A 20,269-nucleotide genomic window follows, 5' to 3' on the forward strand; every position below is an offset into this window, starting at 1 on the left:
ATCCGTGTTGTCGAGTTAGTCGCATAGATCCCTTCAACCGTTCGGCAAGGAAATCTGTAAAGATTTAACCGTCTTGACGATTCCGATCGAACAAGCTTGAGGCATCGCAAGTGATGCTGCAGCGGGCGAAGCTTTCGTTTAGCCGATCTGCATCAGGACTGGAAAGGTCTGCTGGAACCAGATCGCGACATTGCTGACCCATCCAAGCAGGAAGGCGAGACCGGTCAGCACGAGGAAGACGCCCATGATCTTCTCCACCGTGCCGAGGTGGCGGCGGAAGCGCGACAGGAAGCGCATAAACGCACCGGAGAACCCGGCGGCTATCCAGAAGGGAACAGCAAGCCCCAGAGAGTAGACGGCAAGCAGGCCTGCGCCGGAGCCAACAGTTTCACGCGATGCGGCAACGCCGAGGATCGCCCCGAGCACCGGCCCGATGCAGGGCGTCCAGCCGAACGCGAAAGCCAGTCCCATGATATAGGCGCCCGTCAGCGTTGCCGGTTTTCCATTGCCCTGGAAACGGGCTTCCCGTGCCAGCAGGCCGATCCGGAAAAGCCCGAGAAAATTCAGCCCCATGATGATGATGATCAGGCCGCCGATCTTCGAGAGCAGATCGAGATGCTGACGCAGCACCATGCCGATCGTCGAGGCACCTGCGCCGAGAGCCACAAAGACGGTCGCAAAGCCGAGGGTGAAGAAAAGCGCCGAAAAGAGCACGCCGCGCCGTACATCCGGTGCTGCGGCGACCGTGCCGCCACCGCGGAACTGCTCGACCGAGACGCCCGCCATATAACAGAGATAGGGCGGAACGAGTGGAAGCACGCAAGGCGAGAGGAAGGAAAGCGCTCCGGCAAGCAGCGCGCTCCAAAGGGAAATATCGGCAATCGACACGCATTCTCTCCGGCAGCAGTCTGAGCGATGTTCCTAGCGCCGCAAAGGGGTGATTGCCAATCACCTTTTTGCGCTGATCGCAGCCGGCCGCATCTCCAAATTGCCGCAGGCCTGGAGGTGGCTCCGGCTATCCCAGCATGGGACAGCGCATGTGGATATTAACCGCGCGCAAACCATCTTCGGTTCTCTGAATGGATCGACTCGCGCGTGACCGGTGGTATTGCCCGGCATTTGCGGGCACCCCACTGCGAATGTCGGGAGGTCCGGCCGGTGGATATACGAGGCTGACGCCGGATCTCTCGCTACTTTATCCGGCCTGCCGGCTGCGGCGCCCGAGAGCCGGCTTGTACTGTCGTTCAGTTGCGATGACGGCTTGGTGCTGGTATGCGCTAGCGTGAGAGATTGACGCGGAAACATCCACCGAGGAGAAACATCGATGAGCAGATTTCGGGCATTGGTAGCAGCCGGAGCGCTGATCGGCAGCTCGCTGCTCACGGCATGTGCAACTCCCCCGAATTCTTACGGCTCCGCCTCAGGTTACGTGCCGGGAGATTCGATGAATCGCGCCTGTGCGGATGGCTTCAGGCCTAGGGATGGTCGCTCCTGCAGCTACTGACGGCGAGCATTGTGATTCGCATTGATGAGCTTCCGGCACCAGTGCTGGAAGCTCATCAAGGTCTCTTCATGTGGCAGTGCGCGGATTGGCATGCCGCGACGAGACACTAGGGAACGGATTGATCCCCTCAATGCACCAGCGGCTCATCCTCATCGAGAAAGCTTCGCACGCCATCTCGTTCTGCGGTGGCCAGGAACTCTTCCCAAGCTTCCAGATCCGTGGCGAATGCATCTTCCCAGGTCGTCACGACTTCGGTTTGTGAAATGACCTCGAGAGTCCAATCGCCATTGGTGCCCGCCGGCCGATGTATGTCGACGAGCACGGTTACGCCGTCGTCTTCGAACTCGCCGGAGAAATCGGAATGCTCAAGCTTTGGTTCTTTGGGTGTTTTCGCCATTTTAACCTCCAGCACCAGGAGGTGCATCGTTCTCATAAAACTCGCGATACTGAATCGTCTCGCGTTCTTGCACATCGATCGACGCGCCGGTGGATTGCGTCAGGCGGACGCCTGGACCGCCGGAACCGGAATAGTTCCCATCCAGGAAGGTAATGCCGGCGGCTTCCAAAACCGCAACGACTGAAGCGACGTTGTTGCGAATACCCTCGACGGTGCCCTCACTGGCTTCCATACGGCGCAGGGTCGGAGCAGATACATTTGCTCTGCCGGCCAACTCAACCTGACCCATCCCCAGCAAAGCACGGGCGGCCGCCAACTGTCGGCCAGTTATGTGATCAAAATCGTCCATCGGTGGAATATCGCCCGATGCTCTCCGTTGGCAAGATTTGTTATCATTTTGAGCGAAATTAATCGATGAATGGAACTGCATCGGCTCGCTGGATGCGTCGCAAAGCTCGAAAATGAAAAGTTTATGGTGAGAGCGTCGGGGTTCGAACCCGAGACCTACTGATTAAAAGTCAGTTGCTCTACCGGCTGAGCTACGCTCTCACTCTCCGCGGTGCGAAGCACCCCGGCCGGAAGTGCGCGGAACATATGCAGGCGACCTATCGCGGTCAACCGAAAAAATCTCCTTATTGGGGCGCTGGGCACATTTCTTGCGCCGACGAAGTATTCGAGGCGATCCGCAACTGCAGCTTCGACCTGTCGATCATCGGCGTCTACGGCCTCGATGTCGAATACGGGCTTGTCGAGCGCACGAAGCACTAGATGCAGCTCAAGATCCGGCTCGCCGCGCTGAGTCGTTCCAATGTCTATGTGGCCGACCACAGCAAGATCGGCGCCGTTGGTCGCTATCCCGGCATTTCATTTTCCGAAATCGAGACCTTCGTGACCGACCAGCCGCTGGAAGAGCCTTTCGTGCCTCTGTTGACTGAGGTCGGCGCCAGCGTCCTCTCGGTGGCCGGCGATTGGCTGCGCGGCAGCGTCGATCCGACCCTGCGCTAATTTTTCCGCCGTTCCAGAAAGGCGACCGCCCGCAGCGTTCCGATAATGACGACGATGCCGATGAGCGTGCGAAGATCGGGCACTTCGTCGAAGAAGAAATAACCGCTCGCTGTCGCAAAGACGATCGACAGATAACCGAACGGGGCGAGCAGGCTGGCGCTGGCGATCTGGTAGGCCCGCAGGAAGCAGAATTGCCCGAGTTGTGCCAGAAGGCCAATGCCGAGCAGCGCAGGCCAGTCTTCGCTGCGTACCGGCTGCCAGACGAAAAGCGCAGGGATGAAAGTAATGACCGTCAGGCCTGCCGTATAGAAGACCATCATGACGGTCGTGTTCTCGTAATGCAGCATCCGCGTCTGGATCGTTGCCAGAGCGCCGAAGATGATGGAGAGCACTACCGCCGCCAGCCCGAGATTCCAGGCAAACGTATCCGGCGCCAGCATGATCAGCACGCCGACAAAGGCGAACACCGCGCCGATCCACCGCCATCGGCTGATCCTTTCTCCGAGCATGACGACGGCCATCAGCATCGAAACGAGTGGCCGCGTGAATCCGAGCGCATTGACCAGGACAAGCGGCAGCATGGTGAGTGCGATGAAATTGCTGGTCAGCGCAATGGCATTGCAGCTGATGCGCATGATGTTGCGCAACGGATCCCTGGAATTGGCAAGCTGCCTCCGATGCCGCCAGATCAATGGCAGGATAAGGACGAGCCCGATCAGCGCGCGGATGAAGACGAGCTGGATCGCCGGATAGGATGCACCCTGCATCTTCACCAGCACCGTCATGCCGGTTACCAGCGTTGTGTCGGAAAGCAGCCAGAGAATGCCGAAACGGCTGTCTCTGGCTGCAGCAGAGCCATCCATTCCGCCATCCATGCCTATCGCCTCAGGCAGGCTGAACGAGATTGGCGATCAGCCGAAACGCGCCTGATGTCAGCTTGTCGAGCTGATGATGCAGCACGAGGCTCGTATGCGTATGGCGACCCTTGCCGATCGCAGCCGAAATCAATGCGCCCTTGAGCGGCTGCTCTTCGGGGTCGTGCATCGCAAGAAGCGGCACATAGGCATCGTCCCAGCGGGCGGCGAAATAGAGGCCGCGTTCCTTGTCCCACCCATCCCAATCGGCGGGTGTGATCCTGTTCGGTTCCTGCAGCAGCGGATGCGCAGGCTCCAGCATCGTCACCTCTGATTTGGGGTCTGTCACCCGCCAGCGGACTGAGGGCGAGCCGATATCGATCCGCTTCGGCGGGGTGGCGTCCGGCTGCCAGCCATCGACGGGGCGATGATAGAGCGTCAGAAGATGTCCGCCCTCTTCGACGAAGCGATGCAGGCGCGAGGTGGCAGCGGCCAGATCCTTGCGGATGCCGAAAGCGAAGATGCCGACGACGATAGTGGTGAAGCGGGAGATATCGTCGGAAAGCGCCTGCGCATCGAGTTCGGTGACATCGAGCCCCATGCGGCCAAGCCAGAGCCCGACGCGATCCGCACCGCCGCCGACATAGCCGATCCTGGCGCCATCAGGCAGTTTGAGATCGAGCGCCAGGACGCGCAGCAGTTCCGGCTCGCGGAAGCTCGTGCGGCCGATGTGCGGATAGGCGATCGGCGAGACGCGCATCGCCGGCTGTCCGTCCACAAGTGGCGAAATGGTGACGAGGCCGGGCGTTATCGAGGCGGGCGGTGAAAGCGTAAGCGCGCCGTCAGCCTGCCTGACCGCCCAGCCGGGCGGTGCGGAAAAGCCGACGCTTCCTTCGGATGCGGCCTTGATCGTCAACTCCGACCTCTCGCCATCCAAGGGGATGATGAAGGCATTGGGCTGAAGGTTCAGCGAGTGCTGCGGCGCGACTGTAAGCGGCTCCTCAAGATCCACTGTCACTCTTACCGAACGGCTGCCGATCTGCGCCTTGACGTCGACTGATGCATTGCCGTTGCCGCCGAGGCTCGACCATCCCGGCTGATACTGCCGCGTGAGCGGCGCATCCGCTGCCGAGGTCAGCGCGTAGACGATCCGCTGCGGCGAGGTTTCCTTCAGGTTTGCCGAAAGGCCTTCCGGCAATCTTATGTCAGCCCCTACAACGGCAGTTCCTGCATTCCCGCCGAGATGAAGGATCAGCGTGCCGGATGCACCAGGCGAAAGCGCGGCGGGCTCGGCAACCGGCCGGACGAAGATCTGCTCGGCCTCGCAAAGCGCTGCATCGATTTCCACCAGCTTGCGCCGCAGGCGGTGCCCATGCGTTTCGAGGAATGTTTCAGGGGCGTTCTCGAGCGCCTTTTCAATCTGATGCGCCGCCTGCAGCAACGCTTCAACGATGGCCGATCGTTCCGGAAAACGCTCGATCGCCTTGCCGATTGCGCCATCCGCCCGCATCAATGCATCGACAACGGCCTGCGGCAGCTCCGTTTCGCGTGCCAGACCGGCAAGCGACGAGGGAAGGGAATCGAGAATGGAGGTTTCCGTAACCGAGCCTTCGGCGCTGAGCTTCAGATGCAGCGGCCAGTCATTGTCGCCGATATCGTGCCAGCGGCCCATGCCCTGAGAGGCATGGTAATAGCGCGACCACTCGCCGACATGGGTATAGCTGACGCCGCTGACAGGTTCGAGACCCGTGGCTTCGAGCGGCAGCGTCGTGGCCGGTGGCGGCACTTCGTCATCATAGGTATCGCCGCCGCCCGACCATGCGGGCAGATAGAATTTCGCGACCTGCCACGGCGTCAGACCCTCATCGAAATGTTCGGGAAAAGCGGTGGGATCGGCAGCAAGTCCAACCGCCGTTTCCGCCGCCCGTGTCATCGCACGGTGGTGCCCATGCTGGCCTGGCACATCAAGGAAGGTCGGCAGCACGATATCGGGACGCTCGGCGCGGTAGGCCCGCACCAGCCGCTCCACGATGCGCTCCTCGCCCCATCGGTCGAAGGTCCGGTCACCATTCTTCGAGAAGCCGAAATCGTGGATCGGATCATCAGGGCCGTGGCCGAGCCAGTGGACGTCGCCGTCGAGCTCCCGGGCAGCTTCTTCCATCTCGCGGCTGCGCAGGATGCCGAGCGCGCCGAGCCGTTCCGGGCCGAGCGCATTCTGCCCGCCTTCGCCGCGTGTTGAGCAGGCGACGATGACGCGCATGCCGAGGCCGAGGCGCAGGTAGGCGAGCAGGCCGTTGTGCTCGTCGTCGGGATGCGCGCCGGTATTCATCATGGTGACGGTCGAGGTCAGGCGCGACAGCGCCCGGTGCAGCCGCGTGAGCGAAAGGCTCCGCTTCTGTTTCTCAATACGGTCTCGATCGGTCAGCATGGTTCCTCCATTGGGGCAGACCGGCGGCGCGCATCTTAAGCTGCGTTATCGGCGACGGCGGTCGGTGAAATGTCGAGCTTGGGGGTCACGGCTTCGAAAAGCGGCAGTGCGGCTGCGCCAAGCGCGGCGGTGAGCTGGCCCGTCTGACCGCGGATGACGCGTGGCAGGGCGCGGGTGCGCCGGCTGGCAACGGAGACCGGGAGCGTCTGCATGGCCGCGACGATCTCGTCGATGACGGCATCGGGCAGGGCGCCGCCGAGGATGACTGTTTCCGGATCGAGGATGTTCTCCAGCATTGCCACCATCGGTGAAAGATAGTCCGCGGTCTCTGCGATCCACTCCTTCACAACGGGGTTACCATTGCGGTGCAGCACCTCGACCGCCGCGAAATCGGCATTCGCATAGCCGGCCTCGGTGAGCTTTTCCTTCAGTGCATGCAGCGAGGCATAGCGCTCCAGGCAGCCGCGCTGACCGCAGGGGCAGGGTTTGCCGCGCGGGGCGACGACCACATGGCCGATTTCGCCGGCATTGCCAAAAGCGCCGCGGAAGGGCGCACCGTCATGGATGAGGCCGAGACCGACGCCGACTCCGAAATAGATCATGCCGAAATTGGAAATGGCGCGACCCGCACCGAACAGTCGCTCACCGACAGCCGCCGCGTTCGCGTCGTTTTCGACAATGACGGTCTCGCCGCTGGCTTCGCTGAGGACGGCCGCCGGATTGATGCTGCTCCAGCCGGGCAGGGTGGTCGGGCCGACCGAGCTCATGCCCTCGATTTCGAAGGGGCCGGGCATGACCACGCCGATGCCGAGAAGCTTGGAGGGGAAGCGCTTGCGAACCTTCTTCACCTCGCCGGCGAAGAGCGGAACGATGTGCTCGGGGCTGGTATTCTCCACCGGCATGATGGTTTCGGAGCGTAACTTGCCGGAGAGGTCGAGCACGGTCGTCACCATATGGTCGGCGGCAATTTCGACGCCGATCGTGACGGCACCATCAGGGTTGACGGCAAACTGGATCGGCGGTTGGCCCCGGCCGGAGCGCAGGCGGCCGATTTCCATCAGCAGATCTTCGCTGACGAGTTCATCGACGATATTGGCGACGGCCTGCGCGGTCAGATGCGTGAGTTTGGCGATATGCATGCGGCCGAGCGAGCCATGCATGCGCACGAGATCCAGTACGACACGGCGATTGTGGTCGCGGCTGCGCTCAGGGTTCTTGCCCATAGCGATCTGCTGCTTGCCGGATTGCCGTCTCATCTCTCCGCCCCCCGTCTCTGTCGCTATGGATAACGCCCATATCATGAAAGGGGCAATAGAATAATTAAACTAAATTATCTTATTGACAAAGCCTTCCATCCCAACCAGCCTGAATGGGTCGCATTTGCGATGCCGAGGAAGGAGGAGCCTCAGTTCCATCTTCCCGAGCGAATCAAATTGGGGCGCCGGCAAAATCGCGGAAGGCCCTGGGGAACCAGATGAGCGCGAGCGGCATGAAAGCCGGCTCGGCATGGAGGGATAATATGCGTCGCGGAGTTTTGTTTGCCGGCCTGTTCGCGGGCATCAGCATGGTTGCGGTCAATAGCGCCCAGGCGGTCGAAATCGAGTATTGGCAGTATGTCTACGACACCCGCGTCAAGGCGATGGACCAGCTGATCGCCAATTTCGAGAAGGCCAATCCCGACATCACCGTCAAGCAGACGACTTTCCCTTATGCCGACTATCAGACGCGCGTCGTTGCTGCCAATCTTGCCGGCAACGGTCCTGACGTGATGCAGCTGTTCTATGGCTGGCTCGATCAGTTCATCGCCGGCGGGCTGCTGCAGCCGCTGCCGGCCGACGCTTTCCCGCACGACCAGATCGAGAAGGATTTCTTCCCGATCGTATCAGCCATGAAGCGTGGTGACGACTACTATGGCCTGCCGACCGCCGTCCGTTCGCTGGCTCTCTTCTACAACAAGAAGCTCTTCCAGGAAGCCGGCCTCGACCCGAACAAGCCGCCGCAGACTGTCGATGAATTCGTGGCTGCCGCCGAAAAGACGGTCAAGCGCGATGCCGCTGGCAACATTGCCGTCGAGGGCACGACGCTCGACATGGGCGGCCAGGATCACCAGTGGTGGCGCGAAGTGCTGATCCGCCAGTATGGCGGCGAACCCTACACGGCTGACTATTCCAAGGTCACCTATAATAGCGATGCCGGCGTCAAGGCGCTGAAATTCTACACTAGCCTGCAGACCGAAAAGAAAGTCGGCCAGACCGGCTTCATGGATGAAGGCCAGGCTGCCTTCCGCGGCGGCAAGGCGGCGATGACCATCGACGGCACCTTCCGTCTCGGCTCCTTCGGCAGCATCAAGGATTTCGAATGGGGCGTCACTGAGCTGCCGGCAAACGCCGACGGCCTGCGTTCCAATTATGCGAGCTACTTTGCCAACGGCATTGGCGCCAAGGTATCAGGTGAAAAGCTGGAGGCCTCCAAGAAGTTTCTCGCCTACGTGACCTCGCCCGAAGCCATGAAGATCTGGCTCGGCACGGTCGGCGAACTGCCGGCCCGCCGCGAGGCCGCTCTGACCGACGAGAACCTCAAGAACCCGATCTATGCGCCATTCCTCAAGGCGCTCGCTTACTCCCACACCTCGCTCTTCGTCGATGAAGCTGGCCAGCGCCAGAACGCTATCGACATGGTCAACCGCGTGCTGCTCGAGGGACAGTCGCCCGAGGATTCCATTGCCCAGGCCGCAACGGCCGAGCAGGAAATCATCGACAATGCCAAGAGCAAATAAGGGACGGCCATGAGCTCCGCACCCGCGAATACGGAAGGGGCGGCTGTCAGCCGTCCCGCCGGATCGTTCTGGGATCGGCTGACGATGCGCCAGAAGCGCCTCGTCTGGGTCTGGACATTCCTGGCCCTGCCGATCCTGTTTTACTGCGTGATCCGCTTTTACCCGACGCTGCAGGCCTTCTACCTGTCCTTCACCAATTGGAACCTGATGAAGCCGCCGAARTTCATCGGCGTCGCCAATTATGTGAAGCTCTATAACGACCCGCAGTTCTGGAAGGTTTTCCGCAACACCTTCACCTATCTCATCATCGGCACGCCGCTGAGCCTGATCATATCTTTCGTCGTGGCATTCTTCCTGGATCGCGTGCGCTTGCTGCACGGGTTGATCCGTGCGCTCTATTTCCTGCCGTTCCTGACGACGGCTGCGGCCATGGCCTGGGTCTGGCGCTGGTTCTACCAGCCGGCCCCGATTGGCGTCATCAACGATGTGCTCGGCATGATCGGCCTGCCGCAGCAGCAGTTCATTCGCTCCGTCGACCAGGCTCTGCCGTCGATCATGGTGACCTCCATCTGGGCGGGCCTCGGCTTCCAGATCATCATCTTCATGGCCGGCCTTCGCGCCATTCCGAGCACCTTCTACGAGGCAGCCAAGATCGATGGACTCGGCGAATGGCCGATCCTCTGGAAGATCACGCTGCCGCTGCTGAAGCCGACGACCGTCTTCCTCGTCGTCTTCTCCTCGATCGGCTTCCTGCGTATCTTCGACCAGGTCTACAACATGACGACGAACGATCCCGGCGGCCCGCTCGGATCGACCAAGCCTCTGGTTCTGATGATCTATCAGACGGCCTTTTCATCCTACAACATGGGTTATGCGGCGGCGCAGACCGTGGTGCTATTCGCCATCCTGCTTTGCGTTTCCCTGCTGCAGCTCTGGATCCTGAGGGAACGCAAATGAGTGCCGTGACGACCAATACCGCGGCGCCGCTGCCGAAAGCCAATATCCGTCCCGGCGCGATCATCATCTGGACGCTGCTCTTCATCGGCGGCCTCATCATGGTCTCGCCGTTGCTCTTCATGTTCTCGACCTCACTGAAGACGGCAGGCCAGGTCTATGACCTGCGCCTCATCCCGGCCGAGCCGACGCTGCAGAACTACATCACGGTTCTCTCGGACGGCCGCTTCATGCGCTGGTTCCTGAATTCGACAATCGTTGCCTGCACGGTGACGCTCTCGAATGTCTTCTTCGACAGCCTTGTCGGCTATACGCTCGCCAAGTTCGAGTTCCGCGGCCGCTACCTGATCTTCCTGGCGATCCTCTCGACCCTGATGATCCCGACGGAAATGCTGGTCATCCCCTGGTATCTGATGTCGGCGCAGCTCGGCTGGCTCGACAGCTACTGGGGCATCATGTTCCCGGGCATGATGACAGCGTTCGGCACCTTCCTGATGAAGCAGTTCTTCGAGACGGTCCCGAACGACTTCCTCGAGGCTGCGCGCATCGATGGCCTGAACGAATTCCAGATCTGGTGGAAAGTGGCGATGCCGCTCGTCACACCGGCACTCTCGGCGCTGGCCATCTTCACCTTCCTCGGCAACTGGACGGCCTTCTTCTGGCCGCTGATCGTGACCACCAGCCGCGAACTCTACACGCTGCCGGTCGGGCTATCGAGCTTTGCCGTCGAGCAATCCATCCAATGGGAAATGATCATGACCGGCGCAGCTCTCGCGACATTGCCGACGCTGCTCGTCTTCCTGGTGCTGCAGCGCTACATCGTGCGCGGCGTCATGCTGGCCGGTCTGAAGGGATAAAACATGACCGAAACCAATCCGCGCCTCGCCGACAGGAGCGTCTTTCCTGATCCGGTCTATAAGGAAACGGTGCTGAAGCCGCTCTTCGACGGCGCCAAGACGCATCATGTCGACGGCTTCCGCCGCATCGACCGCGCTCATCTCGTCATGCTGGTCGAAACCGGCATTCTCGACCGCGAGCAGGCGGGCAAGATCGCCGGTGCACTTGAGGCGATCGACCGCGACATCGACCCGGAAAAGCTCGTTTATACCGGAGAGGTGGAAGACTTTTTCTTCCTGATCGAGAAGGAGTTGAAAGCCCGCATCGGTGTTGATATCGCCGGCCGCCTGCATACGGCGCGCTCGCGCAACGATATCGACCATACGCTTTTCAAACTCGGTCTGAAGGAGCGTATCGATGCGCTGATGGTCAAGGCGCGCAAGCTGCTCGACGCGATGATCGCCACGGCTGATTGGGAGAAGGACACTCTGATTGTCGCCTATACACATGGCCAGCCGGCGCAGCCGACCACGTTCGGCCATTATCTGTCGGCCGCAATCGAAGTGCTGATCCGCGATATCGAGCGTTTTGCGGAAGCACGTGAGATCGTCGACCTGAGCCCCATGGGAGCGGCAGCGATCACCACGTCGGGTTTCCCGATCGACCGCGCCCGCGTCGCCGAATTGCTGGGCTTTGCCGCGCCGCTGCGCAATTCCTACAGCTGTATCGCAGCGGTCGATTACACGACGTCGACCTATAGCGCGATCGAGCTGATGTTCCTCCATCTCGGCCGCCTGATCCAGGACTTCCAGTTCTGGACGAGCTTCGAGGTCGGCCAGATCTATGTGCCGAATGCGCTGGTGCAGATCTCTTCGATCATGCCGCAGAAGCGCAATCCGGTGCCGATCGAGCATATGCGCCATCTGGCGAGCCAGACCTTTGGCCGCGCCCGCACCGTGCTCGACGTCATGCACAACACGCCCTTCACCGATATGAACGATAGCGAGGGCGAAACGCAGGGCATGGGCTATGAGGCCTTCCACTCGGCCGGGCGTGTGCTCGACCTGCTGGCCGCCTTCATCTCCCAGATCAGCATCGACCCCGAGCGCGTGGCAAATAATATCCGCCGTTCCTGCATCACCATCACGGAATTGGCGGATTCACTGGTCCGCCTCGAAGGGCTTTCCTTCCGCCAAGCGCACGAGATTGCCGCAACCGTCGCACGTGCCGTGGTCGCCAAGGGTGGTGGTCTTTCGGATGATGGCTACGAGCCCTTCCTCACAGCTTTCGAGGAACTGGCGGGCCGCAAACCCGACATCGACAAGGTGCAGTTTGCCGAGATTGTCTCGCCGGAACATTTCGTTGCCGTTCGTGCCCGCTTCGGCGGTCCCGCACCGGCACCGATGGCGGATGCGCTCGCAGCCTACCAGGAAAAGGCTGCCGCATTCGCCGCAGATGCGCAGGAAAACGCAGCGCGCGAAGCCGCCGCTGCTGAGGAACTTCAAACCAGATTCACGGCATTGATGGGGACCGCCTGATGGCAAATATCGAACTGCAGGGGCTCGTCAAACGCTACGGCAAGCTGGGTGTCGTGCACGGCATCGATCTTGCGATTGCCGACGGTGAATTCGTCGTCTTCGTCGGCCCGTCCGGCTGCGGCAAGTCGACGACGCTGCGCATGATCGCCGGTCTCGAGGATATTTCCGGCGGCACGCTGAAGATCGGCGGCGAGGTGGTCAACGAGCGCGAACCGAAACAACGAAACATCGCCATGGTGTTCCAGAACTACGCCATCTATCCGCATATGAGCGTGCGCCAGAATATCGGCTTCGGTCTCTACACCTCCAAGCTTTCGCAGGCGGATAAGGACAAGCGCATCGACGAGACGGCGCAGATTCTTGGACTGACGGATTATCTCGCCCGTCGTCCRGCCGCACTTTCCGGCGGCCAGCGCCAGCGTGTCGCGATCGGCCGCGCCATGGTGCGCAACCCCTCCGCCTTCCTCTTCGACGAGCCGTTGTCGAATCTCGACGCCCAGCTGCGCACGCAGATGCGCATCGAGATCAAGCGCCTGCACCAGCGGCTCGGCACGACGATCGTCTATGTCACCCACGATCAGGTCGAGGCCATGACCATGGCCGACCGTATCGTCGTCATGAAGGATGGCCACATCCTGCAGGCGGGAACGCCGATGGATATCTACGAGAACCCCGCCGATGTCTTCACCGCGCGCTTCATCGGCAGCCCGTCGATGAACCTTCTGCCGGGCACAGCCGCGGCCGATGGTTTGCGCATCGGGCCGGGCGGTCCGCATCTGATCGGCGTGCGCCCGCATGATCTGGTTATCGGCGAAGGCACGGGCGTCCTTTCGCTCTCGGGCACGGTGACGGCCGTCGAGYCGCTCGGCGCCGAAACGCTGGTGCATTTCGATGTGGCGGGCACGTCCGTGATTGCAACCGCACCCGGTAAGGTGATACCGGCCGTCGGCAGCACCGTGAATGCCCATGCAGCCTCCGGTGCTCTCTATGTTTTCGATGCAAAAACGGAAAAGGCCCTCGGGCGCCAATGACATCTGATAATGACATGCGATCCGCGGTGCTCAGCATCGGCCGGATCTATTGCGACCTGATTTTCACGGGACTGGAGACCATGCCCGTGCTCGGGCGTGAGCTCTTTGCGGATGACCTGCGCATTGCAGCGGGCGGCGGCTCTTTCATCATGGCCGCTTATTCCGCCCATATCGGCCGCAAGACGGCTCTGCTCTCCCGTCTCGGCACCGATGGGCTTTCGAATGGCCTGATCGCGGAACTGGAAGCGAGCGGCGTCGATCTTCGCTTTCTCGACCGGGCGGCTGATGCCGGTCCACAGGTCACCGTCGCGATCAACAATGGCGAGGAGCGGGCCTTTCTGTCCCGTCGTGCCGGCGGCGCTGAACCGGCAACTCTTGGCGAGGCGCTTGCCTGGAGCGAGGCGCGTCACCTGCACATCGCCGAATTTGCCACGTTGGCGGAAATCCCCGGCCTAGTCGCAAAGGCGAGGGAGAACGGCCTCACCGTATCGCTCGATCCGAGCTGGGACGAAACGCTGATCTACCAACATGATTTCCTCGATCGCTGCGAGGGCATCGATCTCTTCCTTCCGAATGTCGAGGAAGCCATTGCCATCACTGGATGCTCCGATCCGGCCGAAGCGCTGGACAGGCTCGCCGCGCGCTTCCCGGCGGTGGCGTTGAAAGCCGGTGCCGGCGGCGCTTATTTCGCTTCCGGCGATGTGCGGCTTCATCAGAATGCCCCCACCGTCAAGGTCGTGGATACGACCGGGGCGGGCGATGCCTTCAACGCCGGTCTCATCCATGCCTGGCTTGGCGGCGCGAGTGCCGATGTTTTCCTGCGTGAGGGCATTGCCACGGGCAGCCTCGCAGTTCAGGCGGCCGGCGGCGCCGCGATCCTGCCCGCGCGTTAGATCTGGGGTACGATGCTGCGGCCCCTCAGGCCGCGGCCCTCTCAGTGAATTGGTGTTGCAACCATAAGTGTTAGGCTTGAATCCGCCCATTCCTAGCACGCTGCTTGCACTGTGAGCGCCATCCGGCTGTTTCCTTACGAATATTTCATGTTTTTCGGCCGCATTTCCGTACCATCATGGGGGCAACGGTAATGTTGGGTTCATCTTCGTTGTGATTATTCTGCCGCGAACAGGCCCAACGCGGCGAAGCATATCTCGAGGATGACATGGACAATCTGGAGGCTGGCAAAGAGACCGGTTCTGTAACCGGGGCGAATGCCGACTTGGCTGCCGTGCTGGCCACCGGACGGCGGAGCAGGGGCCGCCGCTGGCGTGGGCGCCTGATCGTTCTGGTGCTCGTGATTCTGGCCGCCGCAGCTGCAGCCTATTTCTACATGGGCCGCGGCAGCGCCGAAGTCAGCTATACGACGCAGCCGGTCAAGCGCGGCGATCTGACCGTACTTGTCACCGCCACAGGCTCCGTCCAGCCAACCGAACAGGTCGATATATCGAGCGAACTGTCCGGCACGATGCGCGACGTCAATGTCGATTATAACAGCACGGTCAAGGCAGGCGACGTTCTGGCCGTTCTCGACACCAACAAGCTGGAAGCCGACTTGAAGAGCTCGCGCGCGAAGCTCAATTCGGCCAAGGCCAATGTCGTCAAGGCAAATGCCGATCTGCAATCGGCCGCGACCTCGCTCGACCGTCTGAAGAGCCTCGTCAAAAGCAACGTCTCCACGCAGCAGAGCCTCGACGACGCGACCTACAAATATGACTCGGCCGTCGCCGCCAAGGATATAAACGAGGCCGAAGTGCTGGCCTCCGAGGCAGACCTTCAGCTTGCCGAGGTCAACCTTGCCAAGGCGAAGATTGTCTCGCCGATCGACGGCGTGATTCTGACCCGCTCCGTCGATCCGGGCGCGACTGTTGCTGCCTCGCTCTCGGCGCCGGTGCTTTTTACCCTTGCCGGCGATCTCAAGAAGATGGAGCTGCAGGTGGATGTCGATGAAGCCGATGTCGGCCAGATCGCCGTTGGCCAGAAGGCGAGCTTCACGGTCGACGCCTATCCGGATCGCACCTTTCCGGCCGTCATCGAGCAGATCCGTTTCGCCTCCGAAGTCGTCAACAATGTCGTCACCTACAAGGCGGTCCTTTCGGTCGACAATGCCGACCTGCTGCTACGCCCCGGCATGACGGCAACGTCCGACATCACCGTTGAGGCCGTCAAGGATACGCTGATGGTTCCGAATGCCGCCCTTCGTTACGCCCCGCCGCAGATGGAAACGCGTGGCGGCCGTGGGATTTTCAGCTTGCTCCGTCCGCCGCGTCTGCCTCGCAGCGGTGGGGGCGGTGATTCCAAGCTGACCGGGACGCAACGCCGCGTCTGGGTGCTTCGCAACGGCCACCCGGTACCGGTCGTGATCCAGGTCGGTTCTTCCGATGGCCAGTTCACTCAGGTCACCTCGGGCGAGCTTACCGAAAAGGATGCGATCATCACCGATACCGCGGCACGGACAAACTGACGGGAGCCGATGATGGAACGCCCGCCGCTTCTCGAATTCAGGCAAGTCTCGAAAATCTATGGCGAGGGCGCTGCGGCCATCCGCGCGCTCGACCGCGTGGATCTTTCGATCCGAGCGCATGAATTCGTCGCGATCATGGGACCGTCCGGCTCCGGAAAGTCGACGGCGATGAATATCCTCGGCTGCCTCGATGTACCGACATCGGGCGACTATGTCTTCCAGGGCATTTCGACGGGTGGCTTCGATCGCGGCCAGTTGACGCTTCTGCGCCGCCATATGCTGGGCTTCGTCTTCCAGGGCTTCAATCTCCTGTCGCGTACCTCCGCCGTCGAGAACGTCGAACTGCCGCTGATCTATCGCGGCATGGCAGTTGGCGAGCGGCGCAAGCGGGCCAATGAGGCACTTGGCCTCGTTGGTCTGTCGGGCAGGGAGCATCACAAGACGCAGGAACTCTCCGGTGGTCAGCAGCAGCGCGTGGCGATCGCCCGCGCTATCGTCACGGAGCCGGCTTTGCTGCTCGCCGACGAGCCGACCGGCAATCTCGATACCAGGACCAGCATCGAGATCATGGATCTGATGACGCGGCTGAACCGTGAACAGGGTATCACCATCGTTATGGTCACGCATGAGCCCGACATCGCCGCCTATGCGGGACGCCTGCTGCGCTTCGTCGACGGCAAGCTGGAAACCGAGATGGAGCATCGGCGGAGGGCAGAGCATGTTCTTTGAAACGCTGAAGTTGGCACTGCGCGCGATCAGCAGAAATCTGTTGCGCTCCTTCCTCACCGTGCTTGGCGTCGTCATCGGCGTCGCCGCCGTCATCGCGCTCGTCACCATCGGCAATGGTACGACGGCGCAGGTTTCGACCGAGCTTTCGCGCCTCGGCACCAATATGCTCTTCGTGCGTCCCGGTCAGTTCGGCCCTGGCCGCGCCAGTTCCGAGGCCCGGCGCTTCTCGCTGAAGGATGTCGAAGCGATCCGCGATCAGGTTCCTGGGTTGCGGGCGGTGGCGCCGTCCAACCAGTCGACGGCGACCGTTATTTTCGGCGGCCAGAACCATTCGACCACCGTCTACGGTACGACCAACGACTATTTCGTCGCGCAGGACTGGGATCTGGCGCTCGGTCGTGAATTCACGCCGGCCGAAGAGCGCGGTCAGTCGCGCTGCATCATCGGTGAAACCGTGCGTGAGCAACTGTTTGGCGCCTCCGACCCAACCGGCCAGCTGATCCGTGTCGGCAAGGTTTCCTGCCCTGTTATCGGCGTCCTGGCAAAGCGCGGTCAGTCCGGCATGGGCAACGACCAGGACGATGCCGTCATCATGCCGGTCAAGGTGTTCCAGCGCCGCATCAGCGGCAGCTCCAATGTGCCGACGATTCTCATTTCAGCGCGTGACGGCGTCTCGACATCAAAGGTGCAGGCAGATGTCGAGAACCTGCTTCGTGAGCGCCGCAAGATCATCCCCGGCCGCCAGGATGATTTCAACGTCAATGACATGACGCAGATCGCCGAAGCCATGACAGGCACGACGACGCTGCTGACGGGCCTGCTTGGCGCAGTCGCTGCCGTCAGTCTGCTCGTCGGCGGCATCGGCATCATGAATATCATGCTGGTGTCGGTAACGGAGCGCACCCGCGAGATCGGCATTCGCCTTGCCATCGGCGCGCTTGAAAATCAGGTGCTGACGCAATTCCTCGTCGAAGCCGTCGCCCTGTCGCTGTTTGGCGGTATCGCCGGCATCATGCTCGGCCTGACGCTTGCATACGGTACGGTCAGCTTCCTCAATGTGCCCTTCGTGGTCAGCCCGCTCATCATCTTCATCGCCTTCGTCTTCTCGGCGGCAATCGGCATGATCTTCGGCTTCTTCCCGGCGAGGCGAGCTGCACAGCTCAATCCGATCGAGGCATTGCGCCACGAATAAGTGGCACGATTGGGAGTGTTCTTCTCGCACACCGCATGGCTTTGATATATCAGGAAAACTTGTCTTTAGCACCTAAGCGTGCCAGTATTGATATATCAGACTCGGATTCGCCCGTATGCAGGAATCTCTAAGCCATCTCGCCTACCTAGCCCTGGAGCACGCCATCGTGACGCTGGCTTTGGCACCTGGCGCGCTGGTGACGGAAAAGCAGCTTATCGATCTTGCAGGCCATGGCCGCACGCCGGTACGCGAAGCGATCCAGAAACTTGCCTGGCAGGGTCTGATTGTGGTGAAGCCGCGCGTCGGCCTGCAGGTTGCCGAAATTCACGCTGAAGACCACGCCAATGTCATGCAGGTGCGCCGCAAGCTGGAGCCGGTTGCGGCAGCTCTTGTCGCCGATGCTGCCAATGAGGAGCAGAGAGGACGGCTTGTCACCTGCGCCCGTGCGATGGAAGAATGCGCTGTCCGTGGCGATCTGGCGGGTTTTTTCGCCGCCGACAAAGCCTTTGACGAGATCCTCGAGGATGCTTGCCCGAACAGCTTCATGATCGCCGCGCTGGGGCCGGTCCAGACCCACTCCCGTCGCCTCTGGTATTCGACCGCCAATCCGGATCGCATGGATCGATCCATCTTTCTCCACGTCGCGGTCATCAGGTCCATTCATCAGGGCGAGGTCGAGCAGGCGCGCGAGGCAATGGCCGATTTGATCGATTATCTGAGCCAGAAATAGAAACGGCCCCGTTTCCGGAGCCGTTGCAGTGAAATCTATACCGTGGCCTCAGCCGACGAAGGCCCGTTCGATGACGAATTCTGCGGGCTTGCTGTTGGCGCCTTCGTCAAGGCCGGCCTTCTCCAGAAGCTCCTTCGTGTCCTTCAGCATGGCCGACGAACCGCAGATCATGCCGCGGTCAACAGCCGGATCGATCGGCGGCACGCCGAGATCGGTGAAGAGTTTGCCGGAGGAGATCAGGTCGGTGATGCGGCCGCGATATTCGAAGTCTTCGCGGGTGACGGTCGCATAGTGGCGCAGCTTGTCGCCGACCACTTCCTTGAGGAGCTCGTCGTTCTGGATCTCGTGCACGAGGTCGAAGCCGTATTTCAGCTCGGAAATCTCGCGCGTCGTATGAGTAAGGATGACCTCGTCGAACTTCTCATAGGTTTCCGGATCGCGGATGAGGCTCGCAAAAGGTGCGATGCCGGTGCCGGTGGAGAACATGTAAAGGCGCTTGCCCGGGGTCAGCGCATCGAGAACCAGCGTACCCGTCGGCTTTTTGCGCATCAGCACCTGGTCGCCCGGCTTGATGAGCTGCAGATGCGAAGTCAGCGGACCGTCCGGCACCTTGATGGAAAAGAATTCCAGCTCTTCGGCCCAGGCGGGGCTCGCGATCGAGTAGGCGCGGAAGACCGGTTTGCCGTCGACCATGAGGCCGATCATCGCGAACTCGCCAGAACGGAAACGGAAGCCATCCGGCCGGGTCATCGTGAAGCGGAAAAGCCGGTCGGTGTAATGCGTCACACTCAGCACCGTCTCGGCATAGACGCCGGCAGGGATAGCGGAAGCGAATTCTTCGGTCTTTGCAGGAGCGTTCATTTCGATATCGGGCTCGTCGTTCGCAGGATAATCATCGGCATGCGAGGCAGATATTACAAAACCCCGCTAAATTAAAGGCAATCCATTCCATCGCATGGCTGGGGAGCGAAATATGCATGTCACGGTCAGGATTCACCGCCTGTGGCGAACTGTCGCTTTTGCGCTGGCTAAGCTATTCAAAGGATGCATATTAGGCAAAAAACGACGCCCGCCGCGGCGCGGGCGCGACAGGTAGTACGGGGGAACATGAAGATTTTCAATTACAAGCGCGTTCCTTACGCGGAAATGCGCGCATTTTCCGTCCATATCCTGACGGCCTCCGGTTCTTTTCTGGCATTTCTCGGTGTAGTCGCCGCCGCCGAGCACCGTTTCGTCGACATGTTCTGGTGGCTGGGGCTTGCGCTCCTGGTCGATGGTATCGACGGGCCGATCGCCCGCAAGGTGCGTGTCAAGGAAGTCCTGCCCAACTGGTCGGGCGATACGCTCGACAATATCATCGACTACGTGACCTATGTGCTGCTGCCGGCCTTCGCGCTCTATCAGAGCGGCATGATCGGCGAGCCCTGGTCTTTTGCCGCCGCCGGCATGATCGTCGTGTCGAGCGCCATCTATTACGCCGATATGGGCATGAAGACAGAGGAGTATTTCTTCTCCGGGTTCCCCGTCGTCTGGAACATGGTGGTCTTCACACTCTTCGTGATGCATGCGAGCGAGACGACGGCCTTTATCGTCGTCACCGTTTCCGTGATCCTGACCTTTTTGCCGATCAATTTCCTGCATCCCGTGCGCGTCCAGCGCCTGCGCCCACTGAACCTCGGCATCTTTCTCCTGTGGTCGGCGCTTGGCGCCTATTCGCTGCTGATGCATTTCGACATGCCGCAATGGGCGGTCGTTCTCTTCATCGTGAGCGGCATCTACCTTTACGTCATCGGTGGGGTGCTCCAATTCTTCCCGGCGCTTGGACGCAAGTGAGGT

General features: G+C 61.0%; 21 protein-coding genes and 1 tRNA gene. 14 read left to right on the plus strand and 8 right to left on the minus strand.

The annotated features are described in order from the left end of the window. Positions 1 to 138: 138 nt before the first annotated feature. On the minus strand, positions 139 to 888 hold the full coding sequence (locus AC1D35_RS16130; RefSeq protein ID WP_113310126.1) for a cytochrome c biogenesis CcdA family protein: 750 nt from the start codon (positions 886 to 888) through the stop codon (positions 139 to 141). A 436-nt stretch (positions 889 to 1,324) separates the two neighbouring features. Here AC1D35_RS16130 and AC1D35_RS16135 point away from each other — a divergent pair, with 436 nt between their 5' ends. Continuing rightward, complete coding sequence (locus AC1D35_RS16135; RefSeq protein ID WP_113295590.1) at positions 1,325 to 1,504, plus strand: hypothetical protein; 180 nt, start codon at positions 1,325 to 1,327, stop codon at positions 1,502 to 1,504. 127 nt (positions 1,505 to 1,631) lie between these two features. On the opposite strand, the gene AC1D35_RS16140 is transcribed toward AC1D35_RS16135, so the two are convergent. The 3 genes from AC1D35_RS16140 to AC1D35_RS16150 all read right to left on the minus strand — a co-directional run bounded on the left by AC1D35_RS16140 (position 1,632) and on the right by AC1D35_RS16150 (position 2,450). Continuing rightward, positions 1,632 to 1,901, minus strand: a complete 270-nt coding sequence (locus AC1D35_RS16140; protein WP_007826745.1) for a hypothetical protein — start codon at positions 1,899 to 1,901, stop codon at positions 1,632 to 1,634. Position 1,902: 1 nt separating this feature from the next. After that, the gene (locus AC1D35_RS16145) at positions 1,903 to 2,331 is read right to left on the minus strand and encodes a helix-turn-helix domain-containing protein (RefSeq protein WP_477853364.1); all 429 of its coding nucleotides are present in this window, start codon (positions 2,329 to 2,331) and stop codon (positions 1,903 to 1,905) included. 43 nt (positions 2,332 to 2,374) lie between these two features. Further along, a tRNA-Lys gene (locus AC1D35_RS16150) sits at positions 2,375 to 2,450 on the minus strand. 45 nt (positions 2,451 to 2,495) lie between these two features. Here AC1D35_RS16150 and AC1D35_RS16155 point away from each other — a divergent pair. After that, positions 2,496 to 2,669 carry a hypothetical protein gene (locus AC1D35_RS16155; RefSeq protein WP_477853362.1) on the plus strand — a complete coding sequence of 58 codons (174 nt, stop codon included), beginning with the start codon at positions 2,496 to 2,498 and terminating at the stop codon, positions 2,667 to 2,669. Then, positions 2,670 to 2,906, plus strand: coding sequence for a hypothetical protein (locus tag AC1D35_RS16160; protein ID WP_477853360.1), 237 nt, complete (start codon positions 2,670 to 2,672; stop codon positions 2,904 to 2,906). Here AC1D35_RS16160 and AC1D35_RS16165 read toward each other — a convergent pair. The 3 genes from AC1D35_RS16165 to AC1D35_RS16175 are packed head-to-tail and all read right to left on the minus strand — an operon-like array spanning position 2,903 to position 7,444. Beyond that, complete coding sequence (locus AC1D35_RS16165) at positions 2,903 to 3,781, minus strand: DMT family transporter (protein ID WP_477939072.1); 879 nt, start codon at positions 3,779 to 3,781, stop codon at positions 2,903 to 2,905. The genes AC1D35_RS16160 and AC1D35_RS16165 overlap by 4 nt on opposite strands. Positions 3,782 to 3,791: 10 nt before the next feature. Further along, positions 3,792 to 6,188: a PIG-L family deacetylase gene (locus tag AC1D35_RS16170; protein WP_113310125.1), complete on the minus strand. Its 2,397-nt coding sequence runs from the start codon at positions 6,186 to 6,188 to the stop codon at positions 3,792 to 3,794. Positions 6,189 to 6,223: 35 nt separating this feature from the next. Beyond that, the gene (locus AC1D35_RS16175) at positions 6,224 to 7,444 is read right to left on the minus strand and encodes an ROK family protein (RefSeq protein WP_113310124.1); all 1,221 of its coding nucleotides are present in this window, start codon (positions 7,442 to 7,444) and stop codon (positions 6,224 to 6,226) included. A 263-nt stretch (positions 7,445 to 7,707) separates the two neighbouring features. Between AC1D35_RS16175 and AC1D35_RS16180 the strand changes: the two genes are divergently transcribed. The 10 genes from AC1D35_RS16180 to AC1D35_RS16225 all read left to right on the plus strand — a co-directional run bounded on the left by AC1D35_RS16180 (position 7,708) and on the right by AC1D35_RS16225 (position 18,433). Continuing rightward, a complete protein-coding gene (locus tag AC1D35_RS16180; protein ID WP_113310196.1) occupies positions 7,708 to 8,964 on the plus strand; it encodes an extracellular solute-binding protein in 1,257 nt (418 codons plus the stop codon). Positions 8,965 to 8,973: 9 nt separating this feature from the next. Next, positions 8,974 to 9,921: a carbohydrate ABC transporter permease gene (locus tag AC1D35_RS16185; protein WP_113310123.1), complete on the plus strand. Its 948-nt coding sequence runs from the start codon at positions 8,974 to 8,976 to the stop codon at positions 9,919 to 9,921. Next, on the plus strand, positions 9,918 to 10,775 hold the full coding sequence (locus AC1D35_RS16190) for a carbohydrate ABC transporter permease (RefSeq protein WP_113295583.1): 858 nt from the start codon (positions 9,918 to 9,920) through the stop codon (positions 10,773 to 10,775). The genes AC1D35_RS16185 and AC1D35_RS16190 overlap by 4 nt, the downstream gene beginning before the upstream one ends. A gap of 3 nt (positions 10,776 to 10,778) precedes the next feature. After that, positions 10,779 to 12,293, plus strand: a complete 1,515-nt coding sequence (gene argH, locus AC1D35_RS16195; protein ID WP_113310122.1) for an argininosuccinate lyase — start codon at positions 10,779 to 10,781, stop codon at positions 12,291 to 12,293. After that, a complete protein-coding gene (locus AC1D35_RS16200; RefSeq protein ID WP_477939076.1) occupies positions 12,293 to 13,324 on the plus strand; it encodes an ABC transporter ATP-binding protein in 1,032 nt (343 codons plus the stop codon). Before argH ends, AC1D35_RS16200 begins: the two co-directional genes overlap by 1 nt. Next, positions 13,321 to 14,217, plus strand: coding sequence for a sugar kinase (locus AC1D35_RS16205; protein WP_113310120.1), 897 nt, complete (start codon positions 13,321 to 13,323; stop codon positions 14,215 to 14,217). Before AC1D35_RS16200 ends, AC1D35_RS16205 begins: the two co-directional genes overlap by 4 nt. Positions 14,218 to 14,483: 266 nt before the next feature. Continuing rightward, complete coding sequence (locus AC1D35_RS16210) at positions 14,484 to 15,782, plus strand: efflux RND transporter periplasmic adaptor subunit (RefSeq protein WP_113310119.1); 1,299 nt, start codon at positions 14,484 to 14,486, stop codon at positions 15,780 to 15,782. Positions 15,783 to 15,794: 12 nt separating this feature from the next. Next, entirely contained in the window at positions 15,795 to 16,511 is a 717-nt protein-coding gene (locus AC1D35_RS16215; protein WP_113310118.1) for an ABC transporter ATP-binding protein, read from the plus strand. Next, positions 16,501 to 17,703 carry an ABC transporter permease gene (locus tag AC1D35_RS16220; RefSeq protein ID WP_113310117.1) on the plus strand — a complete coding sequence of 401 codons (1,203 nt, stop codon included), beginning with the start codon at positions 16,501 to 16,503 and terminating at the stop codon, positions 17,701 to 17,703. Before AC1D35_RS16215 ends, AC1D35_RS16220 begins: the two co-directional genes overlap by 11 nt. 115 nt (positions 17,704 to 17,818) lie before the next feature. After that, positions 17,819 to 18,433: a GntR family transcriptional regulator gene (locus AC1D35_RS16225; RefSeq protein WP_113310116.1), complete on the plus strand. Its 615-nt coding sequence runs from the start codon at positions 17,819 to 17,821 to the stop codon at positions 18,431 to 18,433. A gap of 48 nt (positions 18,434 to 18,481) precedes the next feature. Here the strand turns inward: AC1D35_RS16225 and AC1D35_RS16230 are convergent, their stop codons facing one another. Further along, positions 18,482 to 19,294 carry a ferredoxin--NADP reductase gene (locus tag AC1D35_RS16230; RefSeq protein ID WP_113295575.1) on the minus strand — a complete coding sequence of 271 codons (813 nt, stop codon included), beginning with the start codon at positions 19,292 to 19,294 and terminating at the stop codon, positions 18,482 to 18,484. Positions 19,295 to 19,540: 246 nt separating this feature from the next. Between AC1D35_RS16230 and pcsA the strand changes: the two genes are divergently transcribed. Further along, complete coding sequence (gene pcsA / locus AC1D35_RS16235) at positions 19,541 to 20,266, plus strand: phosphatidylcholine synthase (RefSeq protein WP_113310115.1); 726 nt, start codon at positions 19,541 to 19,543, stop codon at positions 20,264 to 20,266. Positions 20,267 to 20,269 lie beyond the last annotated feature (3 nt).

Source organism: Rhizobium sp. P1_E6 (assembly GCF_056405875.1).